Raw genomic sequence first — 22,688 nt, 5'->3', positions numbered from 1 at the left:
TGCACCTCTACAACCATCACCGCGGACACACCGCACTGGCAGGACAACCACCCTCCAGCCGAGTCACCAACCTGTCAGGGCAGTACAGCTAGCGGGTTCTCCGGATGCGTGAGGACGTCGGGATGCCGCTCCCGGACCACCGTCACCGCCCGCTCCACCGGGTCGTGGACCGGCGGCTGCCGGAGCGCGGGCTCCGGCGGCGGCCCGCCCTCGGCGCCCGAGTAAACGATCTTCAGGGGCAGCTGCCGCAGCTCCGCCTCGCGCGCGGCGAACGACAGCGCGCCCTCCGACGCGGGCGAGTCGTCCACCGCGACCACGACCGGCCGCGGATCCCCGGGGCGGGGCAGCGCGCCAATGCCCCTGACCACGATGACCGGGCATCGCGCGTGCATGGCGACGTGCGCGGCGACCGAGCCGACCGGCACGCGCGCGAGCCGCCCTAGCCCGCGGGACCCGAGCACCAGCAGCTCGGCGCCGGCCGACAGCCCCGTGAGCCGTTCGGCCGCCGACCCCTCCTCCGACAGGGGCCTGACCGCGACCCCGGCGGTGCGCTCCCGGGCGCACTCGACGCCGTGGGCCAGCACGTGCCGCGCCGCCTCGCGCAACGACCGGCGGCCCGCCTCCTCCACCTCGGGGGCGGCACCCTGGTACGGCCATTGCCACGCGTGGCACAGCACCAGCGGCGAACCGCGCAGCTCCGCCTCGTCCAGCGCCCAATCCAGCGCCTGCATGGCGTGGACCGATCCGTCGAATCCGACGACCACTTCGCGCGCGCCGCCCGCGTCGGACATCGCGAACCTCCGTCCCCCTCGCGGAACGTGATGGGGGCGGGAGAAGCCCTCCGCCGCTTAGGCAGCGTTTCGAGATGGACGGTGCGTGGTCTCCCACTTCTCCGTCCCTTTCGGCTCGACTTCTCTCGCCCGATTACATTCCACCTCGCCGCCCGCGTCCGGACCAGGGACGAAGGTCCCTCGTTCGCCTCAGGCCCGGGACGGGCGCGCGGGGTGCCGCTCGATGACGGCGTCCGAGGACGGGTAGAACGTGCTCTCGTGCCCGTCGTCCCATTCCACGACGTAGGGTGGCGCGCCGTCCCGTCCGTGCACCTCGACGATCAGCGCCTTGCGGTCCGGCTCCCCCACCTGGTGGCCCCGGACGATGACCCAGTCGCCCTTGTTCGCCTTCATTGGAACCTCCCCTCGTCCCACGCTGCTCGCAGCGTGCCCTGGCGGACCGGTCACCGGAAGAGCCGAAGGTCCCCTCGGCGGGCCCGTCCGGTTTCCGCGTCCCGCGCCCCGGCCCGCGGGCGGCTGGCGACGCGCCGGCGAAGCTCGTGGAACTGCCTGTGCTGCATGATGAAGTGCGCCGGCTCGCCGAGGGTCCAGGTGAACAGCCGGTCCGGGATCGAAGGGGCCCCGCGGCCGCGCGTGCGGACGATCAGCCGCGTGCACCCGTCGGGCAGCGGGTGGAGGTGAAAGGACCACAGTCCGTCCGCGTACGCCCGCGGCATCGGCCCGCGCGGGTCGAACGACCTTCCGGACGGCAGCTCCACGTCGCTCCGCAGCACCAGGGTCCTGCCCGGATCGAGGACCTCGACGCGGAAGTAGGTCGTCCCGCCCGGGACCGTGGGCACGCGGTCCCCCGCCGCCAGGCCCTGCCACTCGGGATGGATGCGTTCCGCGCTCGGCCGCCCGCCGTTGTCGAGCAGGTCCCAGCTGTACCAGCCGGCCCGCCCGCAACCCATCTGCACCAGCCACGGCCAGACCGCCTCCGGCGGCGCCGGCAGCGAGACCGCCATGGTGGACTGGCTCGTCGCGTCCTCGATGAGCTCGTCGCTCGGATACCGGGTGCCCGCCTCCGCGTCGGTAGCCCCCCAGGACAGCAGCGCGGGGCGGATCACGGCCGCGTAGGTGGCGGCCGCGCCGCAGGCGAGCGCGACACCGCGAACGCTCATGTTCCTCACGAGTCCTCCCCTGTCGATGACCGCTCGGTTCCACGGTCGCGAGCGGCGGCTCGGATCCGCAGAGTCCTTCGCCACGTCGGCCAGGGACGTTCGTCCTCTGCCCCGAACGCCCCCGGCCGGAAAGGCTGGAGGGAGAAGCCGTTCCGGGCGACTTCCGAGGTCGTTCGGTCATCGACCCGGGGAGCGGGCATGAAGCCGCCGGATGCCATGACACGCGCGGACCGCCTGCGGCGCCGCTGCGGGTTCGACGGGAACGCCCTGCGCCGGAAGGTGGATCGGACGCAGTGGCGCGCCGGGCTGCTTCTGCTCCTGCTCTTCCTGGTCGTCGCCCCGGTCGCCTGCGCCCACGTCGTCTGGTCCGTCCACACCGCGGGCGTCCGCGCCGAGCGGTACGAGGCCGCGACACGCCACCGGATCGACGCGACGGTGGTCGGGGTCACGCCGCTGGAGTCCGGGCGCGAGGTCACCGTGGCCTGGACCGGCGCGGACGGTGCTCCGCACACGGGCCGGTACACCAGCTGGCGCGCGACCGCGATCGGACAGCACCGCGTGCTCTGGACGGGCCCCCGTCACGGCCTGGGAGAGATGGGGCCGCGCAAGCACGTGCGGACCATCGGTGACGACGTGTCGGCCGCCGCGGCGGTCGTGGCGGTGACGGGCCTGCCGCCGCTCACCGTCTACCTCCTGGTCCGCTGGGGCTGCGACAGGCGCCGCTACCACCAGTGGGACGAGGAATGGGCCGACTTCGACCGCCGCTCCCGTTCGACCTAGGAAGACCCGACACGCCACGCCCGGAGGTGCGCGATGCAGCGGATGAACGCGCTGGACGCGGGGATGTACTTCGCCGAGAACGACACGACCCCGCTCCAGATCGGCACGGTGACCGTGTTCGAGGGGCCCGCGCCCGGCCACGCGGAGCTGGTGCGGGAGATCTTCGCCCGGCTCCGGTTCGCGCCCCGCTGCCGGCAGCGCGTCCGGACGGTGCCGCTCCACCTCGCGCACCCGGTCTGGGTCGACGACCGCGGCTTCCGGATGGCCGACCACGTCCGGCACGTGGAGGCGCCCGCGCCCGGCGGCCCGGACGAGCTCCAGGAGCTGGCGGGCCGCGTCCTCGGCCGGCGGCTGGACCTCAGCCGCTCCCCGTGGGAGGTGTGGCTGGCCGAGGGGCTGGAGGACGGCCGCTGGGCCCTGATCTCCAAGGTGCACCACTGCATGGTCGACGGGCTCGCCGGGATCGACCTGCTGGGCGTCCTGCTCGACGCCGGCCCCGGGTGGTCGCCCGCCGCCCCGCGGCTGTGGACGCCCGCTCCGGAACCGTCCGGGCGGGCCGTCGTCCGCGGCGCGGTGGCGGATCGGCTGAGGGGGCTCGGGCGGCAGGCCACCCGGCTCTTCCTGCCGGCGCTGCGCGAGTCGATCGCGGCCGCGGGCGCGGCGCCCGGCTATGCCGCGCGCCTCACCGGACCCGGCGCGGCCTCGCTCAACGGCCCGACCGCTCAGCTCCGGCGCTGGTCGCGGACCTGCGCAGGCCTGGACGAGGTGGCCCGGATCAGGCGCGCCTTCGGCGGATCGGTCAACGACGTCGCGCTCGCCGCGACCGCCTCCGGCTTCCGGGCGCTGCTGGCCGCACGCGGCGTGCTCACCGGGGATTCGGTCGTGCGCGCCCTGGTTCCCGTCTCGGTCCGGTCGCCCGACGAGCGCGGGATCCTGACGAACCGGGTGTCGGCGGTACTGGCCGACCTGCCCTGCGGGGAGCCCGACCCGCTGCGCCGCCTGCGGCTGGTGCGGGAGCAGATGGACGGCGCGAAGAGCGCGGACCAGGCGGCCGGGCTCGACGCCTTCGTGCGGCTCGTCGGCGCGGCCCCCGGGCTGCTCGCCCTGGCGGCCCACGCGGCGCTGCGGATGAGGCAGCCCCTGGTCCACACGATCGTCACCAACGTCCCCGGCCCCTCGTTCCCGCTGTACGCGATGGGCCGGCGGATGCTGGAGATGGACCCCTACATCCCGATCGTCGCCGGGTCGCGCGTCTCCGTCGGCATCGTGTCCTACGACGGCGTCCTGTCCTTCGGGATCACCGGTGACCGCGAGGCCCTGCCCGACCTGCGGACCCTGTGCGCGGGCGTCCGCGAAGGCGTCGACGAACTCCTCAAGGAGGCGGCGCGGACGGGGCCGGCGTGACCGCGCGGGCGCGGCGGCGGTAGCGGCGGAACTCGTCGGCGGCCCAGACGATGACGGGGAACGCGGCGATGATCGCCAGGACGTCCGCGGGGAGGGCGGCGGTGCCGAACAGGTGCTGGAAGGACGGCAGGTAGATCAGGGCAGCGGCGAACAGCACCTCGAAGGCGATGCCGGCCAGCAGGAGCGGGTTGGTGGCGAGCCCCACCTGGCGCAGGGACGCGTGGTCGGTGCGCGCGGCCATGGCGGTGCCGATCTGGCAGGTCACCAGGCCGGCGAACGTGGCGGTGGTCGCGGTCAGGTAGGCGTGGTGGAGCGGGGCGCCGGCGCCGGTGGGGTCACCGGGCCGCCAGCCGGCCCGCCACAGCACGTAGAAGAACACCGACATGACCAGGACGGCCGACACCAGGCCGAGGTAGCCCCAGGCGCGGATCAGCATGTCCCGGGAGATGACGCCCTGGGAGGACGGGCGGGGCGGCCGGTTCATGATGCCGGGTTCGGCGGGTTCGCGGCCGAGGGCCAGCGCGGGCAGCGTCTCGGTGCCGAGGTCGATGGCGAGGATCTGCAGGACCGTGAGGGGCAGCGGCACCAGCCCGCCGCTGAGCGCGAACACCAGGAACGGCACGATCTCCGGGACGGCGTGGGCGAAGATGTAGAGGATGAACTTGCGGACGTTGTCGTAGACGCGCCGGCCTGACTCGACGGCCGTGACGATCGTCGCGAAGTTGTCGTCGGTCAGCACCATCGTGGACGCCTCGCGGGCCACGTCGGTGCCCGAGCGGCCCATGGCCACGCCGATGTGCGCCTGGTGCAGGGCGGGGGCGTCGTTGGCGCCGTCCCCGGTCATCGCCACGATCCGGCCGTGGGCGCGCAGCGCGTCGGCGACCTTGAGCTTGGTCTCCGGCGACGACCGCGCGAAGACGATCTCCGCGTCGCCGGTCAGCAGCTCGTCCAGCTCGTGGTCGTGGATCTTCTCGGCCTCGGCGACCACGCGCAGGCGCGGGACGCCGATCCCGACCTCCGCCGCGACGGCCGCGGCGGTGGCGCCGTTGTCACCGGTGACGATGTGGACGCGCAGCCCCGCGCCGTGGCAGCGGCGCACCGCGTCCGCGACCTCCGGGCGCGGCGGGTCGTACAGCCCGACGAGGCCGAGGAGGCGCAGCCCCGTCTCGGCGTCCTCCCGGCGTCCGGGCGGTCCGGCGCCGGACGGCAGGTCCCGGTCGGCGACCGCGAGGACCCGCAGCCCCCTGCGCGCGAGATCGTCCACGACGCCCATCACCGCCTGCCGGTCGGCGCCGGAGCAGCGGCTCAGGACGGCCTCGGGCGCGCCTTTGGCATAGACGGCGAGGTGGTCGTCGCGCAGGGCGACGGTGGACATCAGCCGCAGGCGGGCGTCGAACCGGAAGACGGCGCGGCGCCCGTCGTCGCGTGCCGCGAGGCGCGCGGGCAGGTCGGGGCCGCCGCCCGTGACCAGGGCGATCTCCGTCGGGTCGCCCCGCAGGTCGCCGGCCTCATCGTAGGAGACCGTGGTGCACTCGGTCATCGCCCGCGTCAGGTCGGCGGGCGGCGGCTCCCGGGCGCCGTGACCGCGCCGCCGCCCGGGGTCCAGTACGCCTGGAGCCGCATCCGGTTCTGGGTGAGGGTTCCGGTCTTGTCGGTGCAGATGACGTTGGTGGAGCCGAGCGTCTCGACGGCGCTGAGCCGCTTGACGACCGCGCCCTGCCGGGCGAGGACCCGCACCCCGACCGCCAGCGCGAGGGTGATGGTCGGCAGGAGGCCCTCGGGGACGTTGGCGACCAGCAGCCCGATCGCGAACATCAGCGCGTCGGTCAGCGGCAGGCCGACCAGCGCGCCGATCAGCAGGAACACCATGCCCATCCCGACGGCGACCGCGGCGATCAGCCAGGCGACCCTCTTGACCTGGGCCTCCAGGGGGCTCTCGCCGCGCGGCGCGCGCTGGCTGAGAGCCGCGATGCGGCCGAGCTCGGTGTGCCCGCCGGTCGCGAACACGATCGCCCGGGCCTGCCCCCCGGTGCAGGTCGTCCCGGAGAACACCAGGTTGGGTTCGTGCAGCAGCGCGACGCCCTGCTCCGCCGGCGCCGCCACCCGGTCCACCGGCGCCGACTCGCCGGTCAGCATCGACAGGTCGAGCTCCAGGGCCCCGTCGGTGAGGCGGGCGTCGGCGGGGACCTTGTCGCCCTCCTCAAGGGCGATCAGGTCCCCCGGGACGAGCCCGGTGGCCTCCACCGCCCGCGCGGTCCCGTCCCGGACGACGTGGGCCTGTTCGGGCAGGTAGGCCGCCAGCGCCTCGACGGCGCGCTCGGCCTGGTGCTCCTGGAGCAGGGCGAACACGGCGTTCACCAGGATCACGGCCAGGATCGCCCAGCCCAGCACCGGCATGCCGGCGACGAAGGCCAGCAGGCCCGCACCCCACAGCAGCAGCGCCAGAGGGTGCAGGAGCTGGGCGGACACCAGCCTGGTCAGGGAGCGTCTCTCGCGGCGCCGGACCTGGTTGGGCCCGTAGACGGCCAGCCTGCGGGCCGCCTCGCGTTCGGACAGTCCGCGCTCTCCCGTCCGCAGCTCCTCGCGAAGCCGGGGCAGGGGGTCGCGCGGATCGGCGGTCGTGACCGCCGTGCCGGCGGCGGGTTCGGGATGTGGATGATGTCGCACGGCGGCTTCCCGTCATCGAAGGCGGCGCAGGTAGGGGTCCCAGGAGCGCCGCGGAAGGAGCCGGACGCGGGCGTCGACGGCCACCGCGCCGTCCGGCCGGACGAGGGTGGGGTTGAGGTCGAGCTCGGCGATCTCGGGATGCTCGGCCGCCAGCCTGGACAGCCGCAGCAGGACGTCGCGCAGGGCGGCGAGGTCGCCGGCCGGGCGGGCGGGATGGCCGAGCAGCAGGGCAGACAGCCGCGGCTCGCGGATCAGCTCGTCGGCCTCCCGCGCGGTCAGCGGGGCGAGGCGGGCGGTGCGGTCGGCCAGGGCGTCGGCGTCGACGCCGCCCGCACCGAAGATCACGACGGCGCCGAACACCTCCTCCTGGACGGCACCGCACAGGACCTCGACGCCCTCGTCCACCATGGCCTGGACCACGACGCCCTCCAGGGCGTCGCCGAACCGTCCGGCGAGGCTCCGGAACGCCTCGCGGACCTCGCGATCGCCGTCCAGATCCAGCCGCAGTGCTCCGGCGGCGGTCTTGTGCACGACTCCGGGCACGTGGGCCTTCATCGCCACCGGCACGCCCATCTCGCGGGCGGCCGATGCGGCCTCGTCCTCGGTGCGCGCCCAGCACCAGGGGGCGAGGGGAAGCCCGTAGGACTCCAGCAGCCGGAAGGTTTCGACGGGCGGCAGCCAGCCGCCCTCCGGCCTCGTGGCGAGGAACCCGTCGACGATGCCCGCCGCCTCGACCGGCAACAGGCCGGGCAGGGCGGGCGGCGCGTCGGGCGGGACGCCCCGCCGCCGCGCGTAGGAGAAGGCGCGGGCGAACGCCCGGACGGCGTTCTCCGGGTAGCCGTAGCAGGGGACGCCCTGCTCGTTGACCACGACGCTCTCGGGCTGCCCGAGCACGACGGCGGCGACCGGCTTGCCGCAGCCGCCGAGCGCACCGCGCAGGTCGGCGAGCGCGGTCGGCGCCACGAGCGCCAGGACGATGTCGACGGACTCGTCAGCGGCGACCGCCTCCAGGGCGCTCCGGAACAGCTCGGCGGAGACCGCGGCCGTGGTGTCGACGGGGTTCGCGACCGCCGCGCACTCGGGCAGGAGCCCAGCGAGGCGGCGCTGCGCGTCCGGGCCCAGGACGGGGACGGCGAGGCCCGCGTCGGCGCAGGCATCGGCCGCCAGGACCCCCGCCCCGCCCGCGTTGGACACCACCGCGACGCGCGGCCCGTCCGGGAGCGGCTGGCTCGCCAGCAGCGCCGCGGCGTCCACCAGTTCCCCGAGGTCGTCGGTCGCGACGATGCCCGCCTGCTCGAACAGGGCCCGGCGGGTGATCTCCGGGGTCGCGGCGGCCGCGGTGTGGGAGGCGGCCGCCCGCGTGCCGGGCGCCGACCGCCCGGCGAGGACGGTCAGCAGCGGCATCCGCGCCGCCACCCGCCGCGCCGTCCTGGCGAACTTGCGCGGGTTGCCGAACGACTCCACGTGCAGGATCCCGAGCCGCGTCGTCTCGTCCGACTCCCACCACATGAGCAGGTCGTTCGCGCTGACGTCGTACTTGTCGCCGACCGAGGCGAACGAGGAGACGCCGATCCCCAGCCGGGACAGCTGCTCCAGCAGCGCGATCCCGACGCCGCCCGACTGCGCCACCACGCCCGCGGTCCCGGGGACGGGATGCCGGGCGCCGAACGTCGCGTCGAGGGAGATCGCCGTGTTGGCCGTCCCGAAGCAGTTCGGGCCGACCAGCCGCATGCCGTGCTCCCGGCACACCGCCAGCAGGTCGCGTCCCTGGCCGGCGGTCAGCCCGGAGCTGATCACCACCAGCGCGCGGACCCCGTACCGCCCGCATTCGGCCGCCGCGCGGACCACCGCGCCGGCGGGCACGGCGACGACCACCAGGTCGGGCCGCTCCGGCAGGCCGGCGGGCGCCGCCACGCACGGCGCGCCGTGCAGGTCGCCGCCGGCGGCGTGCGGGTTCACCGCGTACACGGCGCCGCCGAAGCCGGCGGAGACGAGGTTGCGCAGGACCTCGGCCCCGACCGTCCCCGGCCGCCGGGACGCGCCGACGACCGCGACCGTCCGCGGCCTCATCAGCGGCTCCAGGCTGGCGACGTCCGCGCGCCGCTCCCGCTCGGCCACCGCGTCCAGGTACCGGTCGTCGGAGACCAGCGGCAGGGTCAGCTCGACCACGCCTCCCGAGGACCGGCGGCGGGCCGCCATCCCGGCGTCGGCGAAGACGCGCAGCATCGCGGTGTTCTCGGCGAGCGTGTCGGCGCGGAAGGCCACGATCCCGTGAGCCCGGGCCAGGGACCCGAGGTGCTCCAGCAGCAGCGTCCCGACGCCGCGGTGGTGCACCCGGTCGGCGACCACCATGGCGAACTCGGCCTCGCCGGGCACGTCGGTCGGCTCGTACTCCGCGACGCCGACCAGGTCGCCGTGCAGCCACGCGCCGAGCGCCGCGTGGCCTTCGCCGTCCGTCCGGCAGACCCGGCCCGCGACCTGCTCGGACACGGCCCGGTTGAGCCCGAAGAACCTCAGGTAGAGGCTCTCCTCGCTCAGGCCGCGGTGAAGGTCCCGCACCGCCTCCCGGTCCGCCTCGCCCAGACTCCGGATCTCGACCTGCGTCCCGTCGGTCAGCAGCGCGAACACGCGCGCGCCGGAAAGGCTCTGCGTCATGCCCTCAGCGTCGGACGGGACCGCCCCGCCGGCCAGCGCCCCAAGGTCACCGGTCGTCGGGACGTTCGTCCCCCGGCGCGGACGGGCCGGCCGGGTAGGACGTAGGGGAAGAAATGGAGGAAACCCGCCACCGTGAGGAACGGCGCTCTCGTGGATCTCAACTCACCGGGCCGCACGCTGCGGATCGGCGGCCGCCCCCTCCCGGTCGTCGGCCCCGCCCGCATGTACGTCTGCGGGATCACCCCGTACGACGCGACCCACCTCGGCCATGCCCGCACGTTCGTCTGGGCCGACGTCGCCGCCCGGGTCCTGCGGCACGCGGGCGGCGACGTGCGCGTGTGCCGCAACGTCACCGACGTCGACGACGTGCTGGACCAGGCCGCGCACCGCGCGGGCAGCCCGTACGACAGCTTCGCCGCCGTCCAGCAGTTCTACTTCGAACGCGACCTGGAGGTTCTCGGCGTCCACGCCGTCGACCACCAGCCCCGCGCGCACAACCACGTCGGCGAGGTCGTCGCGCTCGCCCAGGGCCTCCTCGCCTCCGGCCACGCCTACGTCCGGGACGGCGCGGTCCGCTTCCGCGGCGGCGAGGTCCCGCGGCGCGCCGGCCTCGACGACGGGCGGGCACGCGAACTCCTCGCCGAGTACGGCGACGCACCGGGCGACCCCGCCAAGGAGGACCCGTTCGACGTCGCGCTCTGGCGGCCGTCGCGGCCGGGCGAGCCGGCCTGGCCCAGTCCCTGGAGCGCCGGACGGCCCGGCTGGCACGCCGAGTGCTCCGCGATGGCCATGACGACCTTCGGCCCGGCACTGGACCTGCACGCCGGCGGCGCCGACCTGCGGTTCCCCCACCACGCCTACGAGGCCGCCATGGCCGAGGCCCTGACCGGCGTGCGCCCGTTCTCCCGGGCCTGGCTGCACGTCGGGATGGTCCGCCGGGACGGCGCCAAGATGGCCAAGTCCACCGGCAACCTGGTGCTGGTGTCCGATCTGATCCAGGATCATCCGGCGTCGGCCGTCCGGTTCATGCTGCTCGCCGAGCCCTGGGCGCGGGAGTGGGACTACACGCCCGGCGCCCTCGACCGCGCCGCGGCCGGCCTGGACCGCCTGCTCGCCGCGGCGGGCCGCGGCGGCTCCTCCCCCGCGGCGGAGGCCGCCGTGACCCGGGCGCTCCTCGACGACCTCGACGTGCGGACGGCGCTCGACGTGGCGGAGCAGGAGGGCGGCCGGACCGCCCGCATGGCGGCGCGCGTCCTGGCCCTCGGCTGAGCCCGCGGCGGCCCAACGGCCGCGTCCGGAGGGACCAAGGCCCCTGGGGAGGCCCCCCGCACGGGTCGAATGCTGGTGACACCGGCCCGCACGAACGAGGAGGCCCACGTTGCCCGCCATCGCTCCGGACGAACTCGACATCCAGTTCACGACCACCAAGGACGTCTCGCGCGAGGACGTGCGGCGGGCCCGCGAGAACGTCGCCCGGGCCCTGGCGCACGCCCCGCGTCCCGTCCTGTTCGCCAAGGCGGCGCTCAGCGTCCTGCACGACCCCGCCGTGCCCCGCCCCTACCTGGTCTCGTTCCGGGTGGACCTCGACGGCCTGCCGCTCAACGCCCACGCCGCGGCCCCCTCGATGCAGGAGGCGATCAGCCTGGCCGGCACCCGGCTGCGGGCCCGCGTGGAGAGCACGGCCCACTACAAGGACACCCGCACGGCGCGGCGGTGAGTCAGTCCCGGGGCCCCGTCCGCGGGGGTTCGGGCTCGAAGATCGGAAGGGTCACGCGGAAGAGCGTGTGCTCCCCCTCGACGAGTTCGGCGCGGCCGCCGTGGGCGGCGGCCACCGCCTGGACGATGGCCAGTCCGAGTCCCGTGCCGCCCGCGCTGCGGGCCCGGCCCTGGTCCGCGCGGACGAACCGCTGGAAGATCTCCTCGCGCAGGCCGGCCGGGATGCCGGGGCCGTCGTCCTCCACGTCGAGCAGCGCCGCGCCCCCGCGGACCGTGAGTCGCGCGGTGACGTGGGTCCCGGGAGGCGTGTGGGCGCGCGCGTTCGCGAGCAGGTTGGCGACCAGCTGGTGGAGGCGCCGGGCGTCCCCGGTGACGGTCACCGGTTCCTCCGGGAGCACCAGTTCCCAGCGGTGCCGGGGGCCGGCGGCGCGGGCGTCGGCGGTGGCGTCCAGGACGATGCGGGTCAGGTCCACCGGGCCCGTCTCCAGCGGGCGGCCGGCGTCCAGGCGGGCGAGGAGCAGCAGGTCGTCGACCAGTTCGGACATCCGGACCGACTCGGCCTCGATCCGCCCCAGCGCGTGCCGCACCCCGGCCGGAACGGGCTCGGTGGTGCGCAGGGCGAGTTCGGCGTGGCCGCGGATCGCGGCGACGGGGGTGCGCAGCTCGTGGCTCGCGTCGGCGGCGAAGCGGCGGAGCCGCTCCTCGCTGGCGTGCCGGCGGGCCAGCGCGTTCTCGACATGGCCGAGCATCCGGTTCAGCGCCGCCCCGACCTGCCCGACCTCGGTGCGGGGGTCGGTGTCCGGAACGCGCTCGGGCATCGCGACCTCCCCGCTGGCCAGCGGCAGCTCGGTGACCCGGGACGCGGTCGCGGCGACGCGCCGCAGAGGGCGCAGGGCCAGCCCGACCCAGACAGCGGCCGCGATCCCGCCGGCGGCGAGCACGGCCGCGAAGACGACCGCCTCCACCAGGATGACGCGGTGCAGCGTCTCCTCGGCGGGCCGCAGCGGCAGCCCGGTGACCAGGACGTCCCCGTCGTCGCCGCGCAGCGCCATCACCCGGTACTCCTCCAGCGCCGACAGGTCGAGCGAGCGCGCCCGCCCGTCGGGCTGCAGGGCGGCGAGGGCGCGCCGGTCGCCGGCGTCGAGCGGCACGGGCTCGTCGGAGCTGTCGCGGACGACCGCTGCCTCCGTCACCTTCCCGCCGAACAGCCGCGCGCCGAACGTCCCCGGCGCCTGGCCCCGGGTGTCCGGACGGTCGTCGGCGTCACGGCGCCGCTCGTGTTCGAGGCTGGCCGGGAACCGCCCGCCGGACGCGGTCAGCTGCTCGTCCAGCCGCCCCATCAGGAACCGGTCGAGCGCGGTCGCGGTGGCGATGCCCACGGCGAGGCAGCTCAGCGCCAGCAGGACGAGCAGCCCGGCGGTGAGCCGGGCCCGCAGCGTGCGCGGGCCCCTCACGAGGCCCCCGGTCCCGGTTTCAGCACGTACCCGACGCCGCGCACGGTGTGGATCATCGGTGCCCGGCCCGCGTCGATCTTCTTGCGCAGGTAGCTGATGTACAGCTCGACGACGTGGGCCTGCCCGCCGAAGTCGTAGTCCCAGACCCGGTCGAGGATCTGGGCCTTGCTGAGGACCCGGCGCGGGTTGCGCATGAGGAACCGCAGCAGTTCGAACTCGGTGGGCGTCAGCTCCACGACCTCGCCGTCGCGGGTCACCTCGCGGGCGTCCTCGTCCATGGCCAGGCCGCCGACGGTGAGCAGCCGGCCGGCGTCGGCCTGCCGCGCCATGCCCGCGCGGCGCAGCAGCCCCCGCAGCCGCGCCAGGACCTCCTCCAGGCTGAACGGCTTGGTCACGTAGTCGTCGCCGCCCGCGGTGATGCCGGCGATGCGGTCCTCGACGGCGTCCTTGGCGGTCAGGAACAGCACGCACACGTCGGGCGCGTCGGCGCGCAGCCGCCGCAGCACCTGGAGGCCGTCGATGTCGGGGAGCATCACGTCCAGCACGACGGCGTCGGGGAGGAAGTCGCGCGCGGCGGCGAGCGCGCCCGCGCCGTCGCCCGCCGTCCGCACCGCCCAGCCCTCCGAGGCCAGCACGCGCGACAGCACCTCCGCCAGGTCCGGTTCGTCGTCGACGACGAGGACCCGCACGGGCGTCCCGTCGCCCCGCGTCAGGCCGGCCACCGCGGTTTCGTCGTTTGTCATGGTTCGGACAGCATCCCTCTCCAACCTCTGCCTTTCCTCTGAAAAGGCTCTGAGAGTCGCTTTCCCCCTGGCTGTCATAGGGAACTCAGAAACTGCGTTGGCAGGGTGGCCGCCATGACGACGACCAGGTACGACATCATGCGGCCGACCCCGCAGGTCAGGCGGCCGTCGTGGCGCGTCCCGCACTGGTGGCCGCAGGTGCTGATCTACGCCGGCGCGGTCGCGGTGCTGGCGATGTGGTGGCGCAGCACGGGCTCGGTCACCGGCCTTGACGGCTGGCTGACGGAGGCGGGCCGCGTCACCGGGCTCCTGGCGGGCTACGGGTGCGCCGTCCTGCTGGCCCTGATGGCCCGCGTGCCGGCGCTCGAACGGGGCGTGGGCACCGACAGGCTGGCCCGCTGGCACGCGATGGGCGGCCGGTACACCGTCTGCCTCGTGCTGGCGCACGCCCTCCTGATCATCTGGGGGTACGCGGTGACGGCCCGGACCGACGTCGTCCACGAGACGGCGACGGTGATCGTCGACTACCCCGAGATGCTCAAGGGGACGGCCGGGTTCCTGCTCCTCCTCGGCGTCGGGATCACCTCCGCGCGGGCGGCGCGGCGGCGGATGCGCTACGAGGCGTGGCACTACCTGCACTTCGCGACCTACCTCGCCATCTTCCTCGCGTTCTCGCACCAGCTCGCCAACGGCGCCCAGTTCGCCGGATCGCCCTGGGCGAAGGCGGCCTGGTACACCCTGTACATCGGCGTCGCCGTCACCCTCGTCTGGTTCCGGTTCCTGATGCCCGCCGTGCGAGGCGTCCGGCACGGGCTGCGGGTCACCGCCGTCCACACCGAGGCCCCCGGCGTCGTCTCGGTCTACATGAGCGGCCGCCACCTGGACGAGCTGCGCGCCGAGCCGGGCCAGTTCTTCCGCTGGCGGTTCCTCGCCCCGGGCTTCTGGTGGACGGCCAACCCCTACTCGCTGTCCGAGCCGCCCCGCGGGCACCGGCTCCGGATCACCGTCAAGGAGGCCGGGGGCCACAGCCGGGCGCTGGCCCGGCTCCGCCCGGGGACGCGGGTCTGGGCGGAAGGGCCGTACGGCGGGCTCACCGGGGCGCGGCCGCACCACGACCGGGCCCTGCTCATCGCGGGCGGCGTCGGCATCACCCCGCTGCGGACGCTGTTCGAGACCCTGCCCGGCGACGTGACCCTCGTCTACCTCGCCCGCCGGCCCGAGGACCTGGCCCTGCGCGGCGAACTGGACGACATCGCCCGCGTCCGCGGCGCACGCGCTCACTACTTCGTGGACGAGCCGTCCCACTACTCCCTGTCGCTGGACGGCCGGGCGCTGCGCGACCTCGTCCCCGACATCCGGCACCGGGACGTCTACCTGTGCGGTCCGCCCGGCATGATGGCCGCCGCCCAGCGCGCCCTCAAGCAGGCCGGCGTGCGGCGCCGCCACGTCCGATCCGAATCCTTCGAGTTCTGAGAGGACCGAACCACATGCGCCGAGCCGTGTTCGCCACGAGCGCGACGATCGCGGGTGTCGTGATGCTGCTGTCGCTGAAGCCGCACCATCAGGCGACCCCCGCCGCACCGCCGCCCACCGCGGGCGGCGGGACCAGCAGCGGGACCGGCGCCGGGACGAGCGGCGGAGCGACCCCGGCGAGCGGGACCTACCGGGGGCAGACCGTCGACACCCGCTACGGCCCGGTCCAGGTCGAGATCACGATGTCGGGCGGCCACCTCACCGGCGTCCGCGTCCTGCGCTCCCCGTCGGAGAACGGCCGCGACCGCGAGATCGCGTCCTTCGCCCTCCCGAAGCTCACCAAGAAGGCCCTGGCGGCGGGCAGCGCGCACATCGACACCGTCTCGGGCGCCACCTACACCAGCGAGGGGTACATCACGTCCCTGCAGAGCGCCCTGGACAGTGCCCGTGCGTGAGGGGATCCGCCACGTCGAGCACGTGATGGGGACGGTGTTCTCCTTCGACATCCGCACCCCGCGCTCGCCGTCCGTCACCGCGGCCCTCGCGGAGGCGGTCGCCTGGCTGCACCACGTCGACCGCGTCTTCTCCACCTACCGCCCCGACAGCCAGGTCTCGCGCCTGGCGGACGGCCGCGTCGGGCTCGCCGAATGCGATCCCGAGGTCGCCGAGGTCCTGCGCCTCGGCGCGGAGTTCGAACGGGTCAGCGGCGGCGCGTTCACCTGCGCGCCGGGCGGCCGGCTCGATCCCAGCGGCGTGGTCAAGGGCTGGGCGGTCGAGCGGGCGTCGACGATCCTGCACGACGCAGGCGCGCTCGACCACTGCGTGAACGGCGGCGGCGACGTGCAGGCGCGCGGAGAGGCCGGGCCCGGAGACCCGTGGCGGATCGGCGTCGCCGACCCCCGCGACCCCGGCAGGCTCATCGCCGCCGTGGCCGGTCACGACATCGCCGTCGCGACCTCCGGCACCGCCGAGCGCGGCCGGCACATCCTCGACCCCCGCACCGGGCGTCCCGCCGCGGGCCTCGTCTCCGTCACGCTGGCCGGCCGCCACCTCACCGAGGTCGACGCCCTCGCCACCGCGGCCTTCGCGATGGGCGACGCGGCCCGCGCCTGGACGGAGGCCCGCCCGGGGATCGAGGCGCTCGGCGTGACCTCCGGGCACCGCCTGTGGTGGACGCCCGGCTTCGAGGACATCGCCCTGCTTCCTTCCGGTCGGGCCTGAGGGCCGGGCCCGGGGCGAGGGGACCGTCGCCGTCGAGGCGGGGACAAAGGTCCCTACGGTCGACCAGGGCATGCAATGGACGCTTGAGTCGGCACCGTGGCCGCCACCGGGGCGGCTCGCCGAGCTTTAAGGAGCTTCGCGATGGCGAGGCAGATCTCCCATGGTTCGTCCGTCCCGGCCCTGGAGCATCGCGTCGCGGTGCTGGAGCGGCAGGTGGCCGCGCTCGCCGAAGCGGCCCGGCTTCTCGCCACCGCCCTGGAGGGCACTCCCCTGGACACCTCCGAGCTCGGCGACACGGCGCCGACGGCACGGCAGGCGCACGAGCTGCTCCTGCTCCCGCCGCTGGCGCCCGCCACCGGGCACTGACCCCCCGATCCCCCTGGAGAAGCACATGTTTACGGAACGAACGGCGATCCTGGTCGGAACCGATGGGTCCACCCCCTCCGACCGCGCCATCGGCTGGGCTGCGGACGAGGCCGCGCGGCTCGATAAGGAACTGCACATCCTGCACGTCCTGGAGACCCCCACGAAGACCGCGCCCGGGAACACGGGCGGAGACCGGGCATCGCTCGTGGACGCCTGGAACCCGGTACTGCGCGCCGGCCGGGACACGGCCCTCCTGCGGCACCCCCGCCTCAAGGTCGAGACGATGCTCGTCCACGACCGGACCGTCGCGGGCGGCCTGCGGCACTACGCCGGCGAGGCCGCCGAGGTCGTCGTCGGCCACCGCGGCCGGGGCGGCTTCGCCTCGTTGCTGCTCGGCTCCACCGGCCTGCACCTGGCCGGGCACTTCCCGGGCCCGGTGATCATCGTCCGCGGCCACTCGGACACCCCCCTCGGCGAGGTGGTGGTGGGGCTGGACCTGGCCGAGGACCCCGCGCCCGCGCTCGACCACGCGTTCGCCGCGGCCGCCGTCCGGGGCTCCCGGCTGCGGGTGCTGCACGCCTGGCGGCCCGCCGCGCACGCCGTCGAAGTGGACGCGCAGCTCGCCGCCGGCGGCCGCTACGAACGCCTGGCGGCGGCACTGGCGCCGTGGCGCGGGCGCCACCCGGACCTCAAGGTCGTCGAGGACGTGGTCGTCGGCCACCCGGTCCAGATGCTCGCGCAGGCCTCCGCCGAGGCCGACCTGCTCGTGGTCGGGTCCCGGGGCCGGTCGTTCCCGCTCGGGTCGGTCGGCCACGGTGTGATCCACCACGCGCACTGCCCCGTCGCCGTCGTCCGCCCCCGCGGCGACTGACGCGACGGCGCGGCCGCCCCCGGAGCGATCCCGCCCTTGGCGGAGCCGCGGGGGCGGCCGTCGGTCACACCGCCCGTCCCAGGGTCTCGGGGGCGGCCTCGGCCAGCCGGGTCTGGGTGGCCTCCAGGCGGCCCACGACCTGTTCGGCGAAGCGGCGCGTCAGCTCGTAGCCGAGCGCGGGGTCGACCGCGCTCAGCGTCCGGACCAGCCGGCCGTCGAACTCGATCGCCTGGACCGGCGTGCTCGCGACCGCGCCGAACCGCCACCGGTGCGGACGGAACAGCCATGACCAGCCCACCACCGATCCCGGCCCGAAGGTGTCGATGACGAGCGTCCCGCCCTCGGGGACGCGCATGTCGACGGCCACGCTCCCGTCGAGGAGGAGCCAGAACCGCTCCGCCGCGGCGGACTCCGCGAACATGCGCCGGCCCGCGGGGATGTCGGTGCGCCTGGCCGCCTTAGCCAGCCTGGTCAGATCCGGGCTCCGCATACCGTCGAAGAACGGTTCGCGGGCCAGATCGGCCGCGGTCACCATGCTCATGGCTCGCCTACCTTCGGTGTTCTCCGCCGCCCTGCGTCATCCGACCCGCTGGGGGACGATCGTGACCGTGCAGGGCGCGTGCTTGAGCAGCGCGTCGCTCGTCGCGCCGAGCGTCAGCGGCTTGACGGCGCCGGTGCCGCGCGCGCCCACCACCGTCAGCGTCGCGTCCTCCGCCGCCTCCAGCAGTGCCTCCCGGGGCGACCTGAGCACCAGCGACGTCGCGGCCTGGACGAGCGGGTACTTGACGAGCCAGGGCGCGACCGCGCGTTCCAGTACGGCCCCGCACACGTGGCGGAGCTTGTCCTCGTCGTCGAACAGCGAGAGGTCCCCGCCGGGGGCGGCGCCGGGCTCCCAGCACCCGTAAACCGCGCGCAGCCGCCAGCCGCGCAGCGCCGCCTCCTCGAACGCGAACGCCAGCGCCCCGTCGGCGCCCAGGGAGCCGTCCACGCCCACGACCACCAGGCCGTCGCGCGCGGCGGACGAGCGGACGACCGCGACGGGGACGGCGGCCCGGGCCGGCACCCGCAGGGCGGTGGACCCGACGGGCGTCTCCTCCGGCGGGTGCGAGCCGATGACGATGAGCTCGGCGTCCGGTCCCTGGTTCAGCAGGGCCGCGTGGGGCCCGCCGGTCTCCAGGTGCTTGCGCACCTTCACGCCAGGGGCGAGGTCGTTCGCCAGCGCCACGCCCTGGTCGAGCGTGTGCTCCCCCATCCGGTGGACGATGGCCACGCCCTCGCGGTCCATCGAGCGGATCGGATACGGCCACTGCCACGCGTGGACCACCGTCAGCGGCTCCCGCCGGAGCCTGGCCTCCTCCACCGCCCAGCGCAGAGCGCGCTCGCTCTCACTCGTTCCGTCGTATCCGACGACCACGTGGGTCATGACGCCCTCCTCCTCGGGTCCGCCTCAGTCTCACCGTCCGCGGGGCCCGTCCCCCAGGGCCGAACGGCCCTCGGCGGCGGGACCTCTGGCGTCCGGTCAGGCGGCCGTGACCTCGGCCTCCAGGCTCACGCCGATCCGCGGGGCGGCGAGGATCGAGTTGTGGACCGTGCAGGCCATGACGGCGGCCATGAGCCCGCCCACGTCCCGGTCGGGCAGCCGGACGGAAGGGCGCAGGCGCAGGTCGACGCGCGTCACCCGGGCGGGGCCCTCCGGGCTCATCACGTAGTCGACGGCGACCTCCAGCCCGTTCGCGGGCAGGCAGCGCGCCTTCAGGTAGCGCCGGGCGTGGTGCGCCGTGCACGCGGCGAGGGACGCCACGAACAGTTCGACCGGCGTCGGCCCGGCGTCCATCCCTCCCGCCGTGTACGGCTGGTCCACGTGGATCACGTGGTCGCGGACGATCACCGCGAAGGCGTCGTCCTCTCGGTGGACGACCAGCATCTCGCTCATCGGTGCCACCTCCTCTGCTGGCGGTTCCTCTCGCTTGGCCCCAGTCTCGGTTTCGGGAGTCTTCGCAGGTAGAGCCGAAGGTCCTGCCGGAGGTCCCGGTGCGGGGGTGAGGTACCTCACGCGCGAACGGATACCCCAGGGGGTATGGTGGGCGACGGAGGTGGAAGGTGGAGCATCTGGAGATGGACGCGACCGCCCTGGCGGACGCGCTGACCCGGCTCCGGCGGGCGCACGGCCAGCTGGGCGGGGTGATCTCGATGATCGAGAACGCCGACGACTGCGAGCGGGTGCTGACCCAGCTGGCGGCCGTGTCGAAGGCGATCGACCGGGCCGGTTTCAAGATCATTTCAACCGGGCTGCGGCACTGCCAGGCGGCGGCCGACCGCGGCGAGAAGCCGCCGATCAGCGCCGAGCGCCTGGAGAAACTCTTCCTCGCCCTTTCCTGAGAACGGCGGGAGGGCCGCCCTCACCGACCGGTGAGGGGGTACGACCATGGCCTCGATCTGACCCACGGATACCCCCCGGGGTATAAGGAGTTGAACGCAGATGGCACATGTCCAGGTAGTCGAGACCTCGTCCCTGGGCGACCGCAGCTACCTCGCCCACGACGGGCGGGTGGCGCTGGTGGTCGACCCGCAGCGCGACATCGACCGCTTCCTGGCCCTGGCCGGGCGGCTGGACGTCCATATCACGCACGTGGCCGAGACCCACCTGCACAACGACTACGTCTCCGGCGGGCTGGCCCTGGCCAAGGCGACCGGAGCCGCGTACCTCATCTCGGCCGACGAGAACGTCGAGTTCGACCGGACCGCCATAGCCGACGGCGACGAGATCGCCGTATCCGACGCGCTGCGCATCCGCGCCGTCGCCACCCCCGGGCACACCTTCCACCACGTTTCCTACGTCCTGTCCGGCCCCGGCGGGCCCGAAGGGGTCTTCACGGGCGGGTCGCTGCTGTTCGGCACCACCGGCCGCACCGACCTCCTCGGCACCGAGCACGCCCACCTGCTGGCCGAGCGGCAGCACGCGTCGGCGCGCAGGCTGGCCGACCTGCTGCCCGACGGCGCGCACGTCTGGCCCACGCACGGGTTCGGAAGCTTCTGCTCGGCGAGCCAGTCCGACGCCGCGTCCTCGACCATCGGCCAGGAACGGCGGGCCAACCCCGCGCTGCGGCTGGAGGCCGATGACTTCGTCACCCAGACCCTGGACGGGCTCGACGCCTACCCCGCCTACTACGCGCACATGGGCGTCCGCAACAGCGCCGGCGCCGACCTGCTCGACCTCACGCCCGCGCGGACCGCCGACCCCGCCGAGCTGCGCGACCGCATCGCCGCCGGGGAATGGGTCATCGACCTGCGCTCCCGCAAGGCCTTCGCCCAGCGGCACCTGGCCGGCACCCTCAGCTTCGGCCTGGACGGCGCGATGTCGACGTGGCTCGGCTGGCTGGCGCCCTGGGGCGCGCCCCTCACCCTGCTCGGCGACAGCCCCGAGCAGATCGCCGCCGCCCAGCGGGAGCTGGCGCGCATCGGCATCGACCGCCCGGCCGCGGCCTCCTCCGGGGAGCCCGAGCAGTGGGCCGGCGGCGACGCCTCCCGGCTGCGGGAGACGCCCGTCGCGACGTTCACCGACCTGGCCGCCGCCCGCTCCGGCCGCGTCCCCCGGCACCTGCCGGCCCCGGACGCCGTGCTGGACGTGCGCATGACCAACGAGTGGAGGGACGGTCACATCGAGGGCGCGGTCCACATCCCGCTGCCCGAGCTGGCCGACCGGCTGGACGAACTGCCCGACGGGACCGTCTGGGTGCACTGCGGCTCCGGCTACCGGGCCGCCGCGGCGACCAGCCTGCTCCAGCGGGCCGGACGCCGGACCGTGCACATCGACGACGCCTACTCCGAGGCCGCGCCCGCGGGCCTCGCCATCACCGAACGCTGAACCGCACCGACCACCCACAATCACGACACACGGGAGAAGACTTCGTGACCACCCCGCCCACCGCGTCCACCGTCGACGTCCCCGCCCTGCGCGAACTGCTGGACTCCGACGACCGGCCGCGGCTCATCGACGTCCGCACGCCGGGCGAGTTCGAGACCGGCCACATCCCCGGCTCCTACAACGTGCCGCTCGACCTGCTGCGCGAGCACCGCGCCGAACTGCGCGCCCACCTCGACGAGCAGGTGGTGCTCGTCTGCCGCTCCGGGCAGCGGGCCGGCCAGGCCTCGCAGGCGCTGGCCACCGCGGGACTGCCCAACCTGCGCGTCCTGCACGGCGGCATCGGCGCCTGGCAGGCCGCGGGCGAGGCGGTCTCCGCGGGACGCCCGCGCTGGGACCTGGAGCGCCAGGTCCGCCTGGTCGCCGGGTCGATCGTGCTCGGGTCGGTGCTGACCAGCACGACCGTCCCGCGCGCCAAGTGGCTCGCCGCGGCCATCGGCGGCGGCCTCACCTTCGCCGCCCTGTCCAACACCTGCGCCATGGGGATGGCCCTGTCCAAGCTCCCCTACAACCGCGGGCCGAAGTGCGACATGGCCGCGGTCCTGAGCGCCCTGGCCTCGGACCGTTCGTGACCCCCCGCCCACGCCCGCCAGGGAGGTGAACGCATGCTGACCGCACTCGTCCTCGGCGCCCTCATCGGCGTCCTGCTCGGGCTGCTCGGCGGCGGCGGCTCCATCCTCGCCGTCCCCGCCCTCGTCTACGGCGCGGGCCTGCCACTGGTCTCGGCGGTCCCGGCGTCCCTGCTGGTCGTGGGCATCTCCTCGGCCACGGCCGCGCTGCCCCGCGTGCACGCCGGGCAGGTGCGCTGGCGGATCGCCGGCGTGTTCGGCGCCGCCGGAGCGGCGGCCGCCTTCGGCGGCGCCGCCCTGAACCGGCTTCTGCCCGACCAGGTCGTCCTGCTCGGCTTCGCGGCGCTCATGGTGGCGGCGGGCTGGCGGATGCTGGCCGGAGGCGACCGGATCGGCGGGGCGTGCGCCCTTCCCGGCGGCGGGGTCGACTGGCGCTCCTGCCTGCCGAAGTCGATCGGCGCGGGCGCGGCCGTCGGCGTGCTGACCGGGCTGTTCGGCGTCGGCGGCGGCTTCCTGATCATCCCGGCCCTGGTCGTCGGGCTCGGCCTGCCGATGGCCGCCGCGGTCGGCACCTCGCTGGTCATCGTGGTGGTCAACTCGATCGCCGGCTTCGCCGCGCACGCCGGGGACGCGACGCTGGACTACGGCGTCATCGCGGCGTTCACCCTGGCGGCGGTCGCCGGGTCGCTCGCCGCCGCCCGCCTCGCGCGGCGCCTGGACGCCGACCGGCTGCGGCGCTGGTTCGCCTACCTGGTCTTCGCCGTCGCGGCCTTCGTCGCCGCGCAGGCCCTCTTCCATCCGGGAGCCACCGGCTGAGCCCGCCCTGGATGCCCGGATCGGGCCAAAAGTCCCCGTTCGGGGGGACGCTCGGCACTGACCCGCGGCACGTCCCGGCC

General features: G+C 75.0%; 24 protein-coding genes. 13 read left to right on the top strand and 11 right to left on the bottom strand.

What is annotated here, in order from left to right:
* Positions 1 to 74 precede the first annotated feature (74 nt).
* The 3 genes from AB0C84_RS18300 to AB0C84_RS18290 all read right to left on the bottom strand — a co-directional run bounded on the left by AB0C84_RS18300 (position 75) and on the right by AB0C84_RS18290 (position 1,951).
* Positions 75 to 791 (bottom strand): universal stress protein, encoded by a 717-nt coding sequence (locus AB0C84_RS18300; protein ID WP_361067332.1) that lies wholly within the window; start codon positions 789 to 791, stop codon positions 75 to 77.
* 189 nt (positions 792 to 980) lie between these two features.
* Positions 981 to 1,184, bottom strand: coding sequence for a DUF1918 domain-containing protein (locus tag AB0C84_RS18295; RefSeq protein ID WP_179842513.1), 204 nt, complete (start codon positions 1,182 to 1,184; stop codon positions 981 to 983).
* A gap of 50 nt (positions 1,185 to 1,234) precedes the next feature.
* Entirely contained in the window at positions 1,235 to 1,951 is a 717-nt protein-coding gene (locus tag AB0C84_RS18290) for an SRPBCC family protein (RefSeq protein WP_361067328.1), read from the bottom strand.
* A gap of 198 nt (positions 1,952 to 2,149) precedes the next feature.
* Between AB0C84_RS18290 and AB0C84_RS18285 the strand changes: the two genes are divergently transcribed.
* On the top strand, positions 2,150 to 2,731 hold the full coding sequence (locus tag AB0C84_RS18285) for a hypothetical protein (protein WP_361067325.1): 582 nt from the start codon (positions 2,150 to 2,152) through the stop codon (positions 2,729 to 2,731).
* A gap of 33 nt (positions 2,732 to 2,764) precedes the next feature.
* A complete protein-coding gene (locus tag AB0C84_RS18280) occupies positions 2,765 to 4,135 on the top strand; it encodes a wax ester/triacylglycerol synthase family O-acyltransferase (RefSeq protein ID WP_361067322.1) in 1,371 nt (456 codons plus the stop codon).
* Here AB0C84_RS18280 and AB0C84_RS18275 read toward each other — a convergent pair.
* Genes AB0C84_RS18275 through AB0C84_RS18265 form a run of 3 tightly spaced genes read right to left on the bottom strand, consistent with a single transcriptional unit; the run spans position 4,104 to position 9,457 of the window.
* A complete protein-coding gene (locus AB0C84_RS18275) occupies positions 4,104 to 5,675 on the bottom strand; it encodes an HAD-IC family P-type ATPase (protein WP_361067319.1) in 1,572 nt (523 codons plus the stop codon). The genes AB0C84_RS18280 and AB0C84_RS18275 overlap by 32 nt on opposite strands.
* A gap of 8 nt (positions 5,676 to 5,683) precedes the next feature.
* Positions 5,684 to 6,802 (bottom strand): HAD-IC family P-type ATPase, encoded by a 1,119-nt coding sequence (locus AB0C84_RS18270; RefSeq protein ID WP_361067316.1) that lies wholly within the window; start codon positions 6,800 to 6,802, stop codon positions 5,684 to 5,686.
* Between the two features lie 12 nt (positions 6,803 to 6,814).
* Positions 6,815 to 9,457, bottom strand: coding sequence for a GNAT family N-acetyltransferase (locus AB0C84_RS18265; protein WP_361067313.1), 2,643 nt, complete (start codon positions 9,455 to 9,457; stop codon positions 6,815 to 6,817).
* 150 nt (positions 9,458 to 9,607) lie between these two features.
* Here AB0C84_RS18265 and AB0C84_RS18260 point away from each other — a divergent pair, with 150 nt between their 5' ends.
* Entirely contained in the window at positions 9,608 to 10,726 is a 1,119-nt protein-coding gene (locus tag AB0C84_RS18260; RefSeq protein WP_361067310.1) for a class I tRNA ligase family protein, read from the top strand.
* Positions 10,727 to 10,835: 109 nt separating this feature from the next.
* Positions 10,836 to 11,174, top strand: coding sequence for a hypothetical protein (locus AB0C84_RS18255; RefSeq protein ID WP_361067307.1), 339 nt, complete (start codon positions 10,836 to 10,838; stop codon positions 11,172 to 11,174).
* A gap of 1 nt (position 11,175) precedes the next feature.
* On the opposite strand, the gene AB0C84_RS18250 is transcribed toward AB0C84_RS18255, so the two are convergent.
* Both AB0C84_RS18250 and AB0C84_RS18245 read right to left on the bottom strand, forming a co-directional pair.
* Positions 11,176 to 12,627 carry a HAMP domain-containing sensor histidine kinase gene (locus AB0C84_RS18250; RefSeq protein ID WP_361067304.1) on the bottom strand — a complete coding sequence of 484 codons (1,452 nt, stop codon included), beginning with the start codon at positions 12,625 to 12,627 and terminating at the stop codon, positions 11,176 to 11,178.
* A complete protein-coding gene (locus AB0C84_RS18245) occupies positions 12,624 to 13,370 on the bottom strand; it encodes a response regulator transcription factor (protein WP_281382070.1) in 747 nt (248 codons plus the stop codon). Before AB0C84_RS18245 ends, AB0C84_RS18250 begins: the two co-directional genes overlap by 4 nt.
* Positions 13,371 to 13,484: 114 nt before the next feature.
* Here AB0C84_RS18245 and AB0C84_RS18240 point away from each other — a divergent pair, with 114 nt between their 5' ends.
* The 5 genes from AB0C84_RS18240 (at position 13,485) to AB0C84_RS18220 (ending at position 17,301) form a co-directional block, all read left to right on the top strand.
* On the top strand, positions 13,485 to 14,843 hold the full coding sequence (locus AB0C84_RS18240) for a ferredoxin reductase family protein (RefSeq protein ID WP_361067299.1): 1,359 nt from the start codon (positions 13,485 to 13,487) through the stop codon (positions 14,841 to 14,843).
* Positions 14,844 to 14,857: 14 nt separating this feature from the next.
* The gene (locus AB0C84_RS18235) at positions 14,858 to 15,298 is read left to right on the top strand and encodes an FMN-binding protein (protein ID WP_258941645.1); all 441 of its coding nucleotides are present in this window, start codon (positions 14,858 to 14,860) and stop codon (positions 15,296 to 15,298) included.
* The gene (locus AB0C84_RS18230; RefSeq protein WP_361067296.1) at positions 15,291 to 16,064 is read left to right on the top strand and encodes an FAD:protein FMN transferase; all 774 of its coding nucleotides are present in this window, start codon (positions 15,291 to 15,293) and stop codon (positions 16,062 to 16,064) included. The genes AB0C84_RS18235 and AB0C84_RS18230 overlap by 8 nt, the downstream gene beginning before the upstream one ends.
* Positions 16,065 to 16,205: 141 nt before the next feature.
* The gene (locus AB0C84_RS18225) at positions 16,206 to 16,430 is read left to right on the top strand and encodes a hypothetical protein (RefSeq protein WP_179842523.1); all 225 of its coding nucleotides are present in this window, start codon (positions 16,206 to 16,208) and stop codon (positions 16,428 to 16,430) included.
* 25 nt (positions 16,431 to 16,455) lie between these two features.
* A complete protein-coding gene (locus AB0C84_RS18220) occupies positions 16,456 to 17,301 on the top strand; it encodes a universal stress protein (RefSeq protein WP_361067292.1) in 846 nt (281 codons plus the stop codon).
* Positions 17,302 to 17,365: 64 nt separating this feature from the next.
* Here the strand turns inward: AB0C84_RS18220 and AB0C84_RS18215 are convergent, their stop codons facing one another.
* The 3 genes from AB0C84_RS18215 to AB0C84_RS18205 all read right to left on the bottom strand — a co-directional run bounded on the left by AB0C84_RS18215 (position 17,366) and on the right by AB0C84_RS18205 (position 19,234).
* Entirely contained in the window at positions 17,366 to 17,842 is a 477-nt protein-coding gene (locus tag AB0C84_RS18215) for a cyclic nucleotide-binding domain-containing protein (RefSeq protein ID WP_361067289.1), read from the bottom strand.
* A gap of 36 nt (positions 17,843 to 17,878) precedes the next feature.
* The gene (locus tag AB0C84_RS18210) at positions 17,879 to 18,724 is read right to left on the bottom strand and encodes a universal stress protein (RefSeq protein ID WP_361067286.1); all 846 of its coding nucleotides are present in this window, start codon (positions 18,722 to 18,724) and stop codon (positions 17,879 to 17,881) included.
* Between the two features lie 96 nt (positions 18,725 to 18,820).
* On the bottom strand, positions 18,821 to 19,234 hold the full coding sequence (locus AB0C84_RS18205) for an OsmC family protein (RefSeq protein WP_361067283.1): 414 nt from the start codon (positions 19,232 to 19,234) through the stop codon (positions 18,821 to 18,823).
* Positions 19,235 to 19,416: 182 nt separating this feature from the next.
* Here AB0C84_RS18205 and AB0C84_RS18200 point away from each other — a divergent pair, with 182 nt between their 5' ends.
* The 4 genes from AB0C84_RS18200 (at position 19,417) to AB0C84_RS18185 (ending at position 22,608) form a co-directional block, all read left to right on the top strand.
* On the top strand, positions 19,417 to 19,680 hold the full coding sequence (locus tag AB0C84_RS18200) for a metal-sensitive transcriptional regulator (protein ID WP_173392307.1): 264 nt from the start codon (positions 19,417 to 19,419) through the stop codon (positions 19,678 to 19,680).
* A gap of 100 nt (positions 19,681 to 19,780) precedes the next feature.
* Positions 19,781 to 21,166: an MBL fold metallo-hydrolase gene (locus AB0C84_RS18195; RefSeq protein ID WP_361067280.1), complete on the top strand. Its 1,386-nt coding sequence runs from the start codon at positions 19,781 to 19,783 to the stop codon at positions 21,164 to 21,166.
* 44 nt (positions 21,167 to 21,210) lie between these two features.
* On the top strand, positions 21,211 to 21,795 hold the full coding sequence (locus AB0C84_RS18190; protein ID WP_179842529.1) for a rhodanese-like domain-containing protein: 585 nt from the start codon (positions 21,211 to 21,213) through the stop codon (positions 21,793 to 21,795).
* Positions 21,796 to 21,828: 33 nt separating this feature from the next.
* Positions 21,829 to 22,608 carry a sulfite exporter TauE/SafE family protein gene (locus AB0C84_RS18185; RefSeq protein ID WP_361067277.1) on the top strand — a complete coding sequence of 260 codons (780 nt, stop codon included), beginning with the start codon at positions 21,829 to 21,831 and terminating at the stop codon, positions 22,606 to 22,608.
* The last annotated feature ends 80 nt before the right edge of the window (positions 22,609 to 22,688 follow it).

The sequence above is a fragment of the Actinomadura sp. NPDC048955 genome (assembly GCF_040649435.1).
GTDB classification, from domain to species: domain Bacteria; phylum Actinomycetota; class Actinomycetes; order Streptosporangiales; family Streptosporangiaceae; genus Spirillospora; species Spirillospora luteofluorescens.
This window is presented reverse-complemented; position numbering and strand designations above follow the sequence as displayed.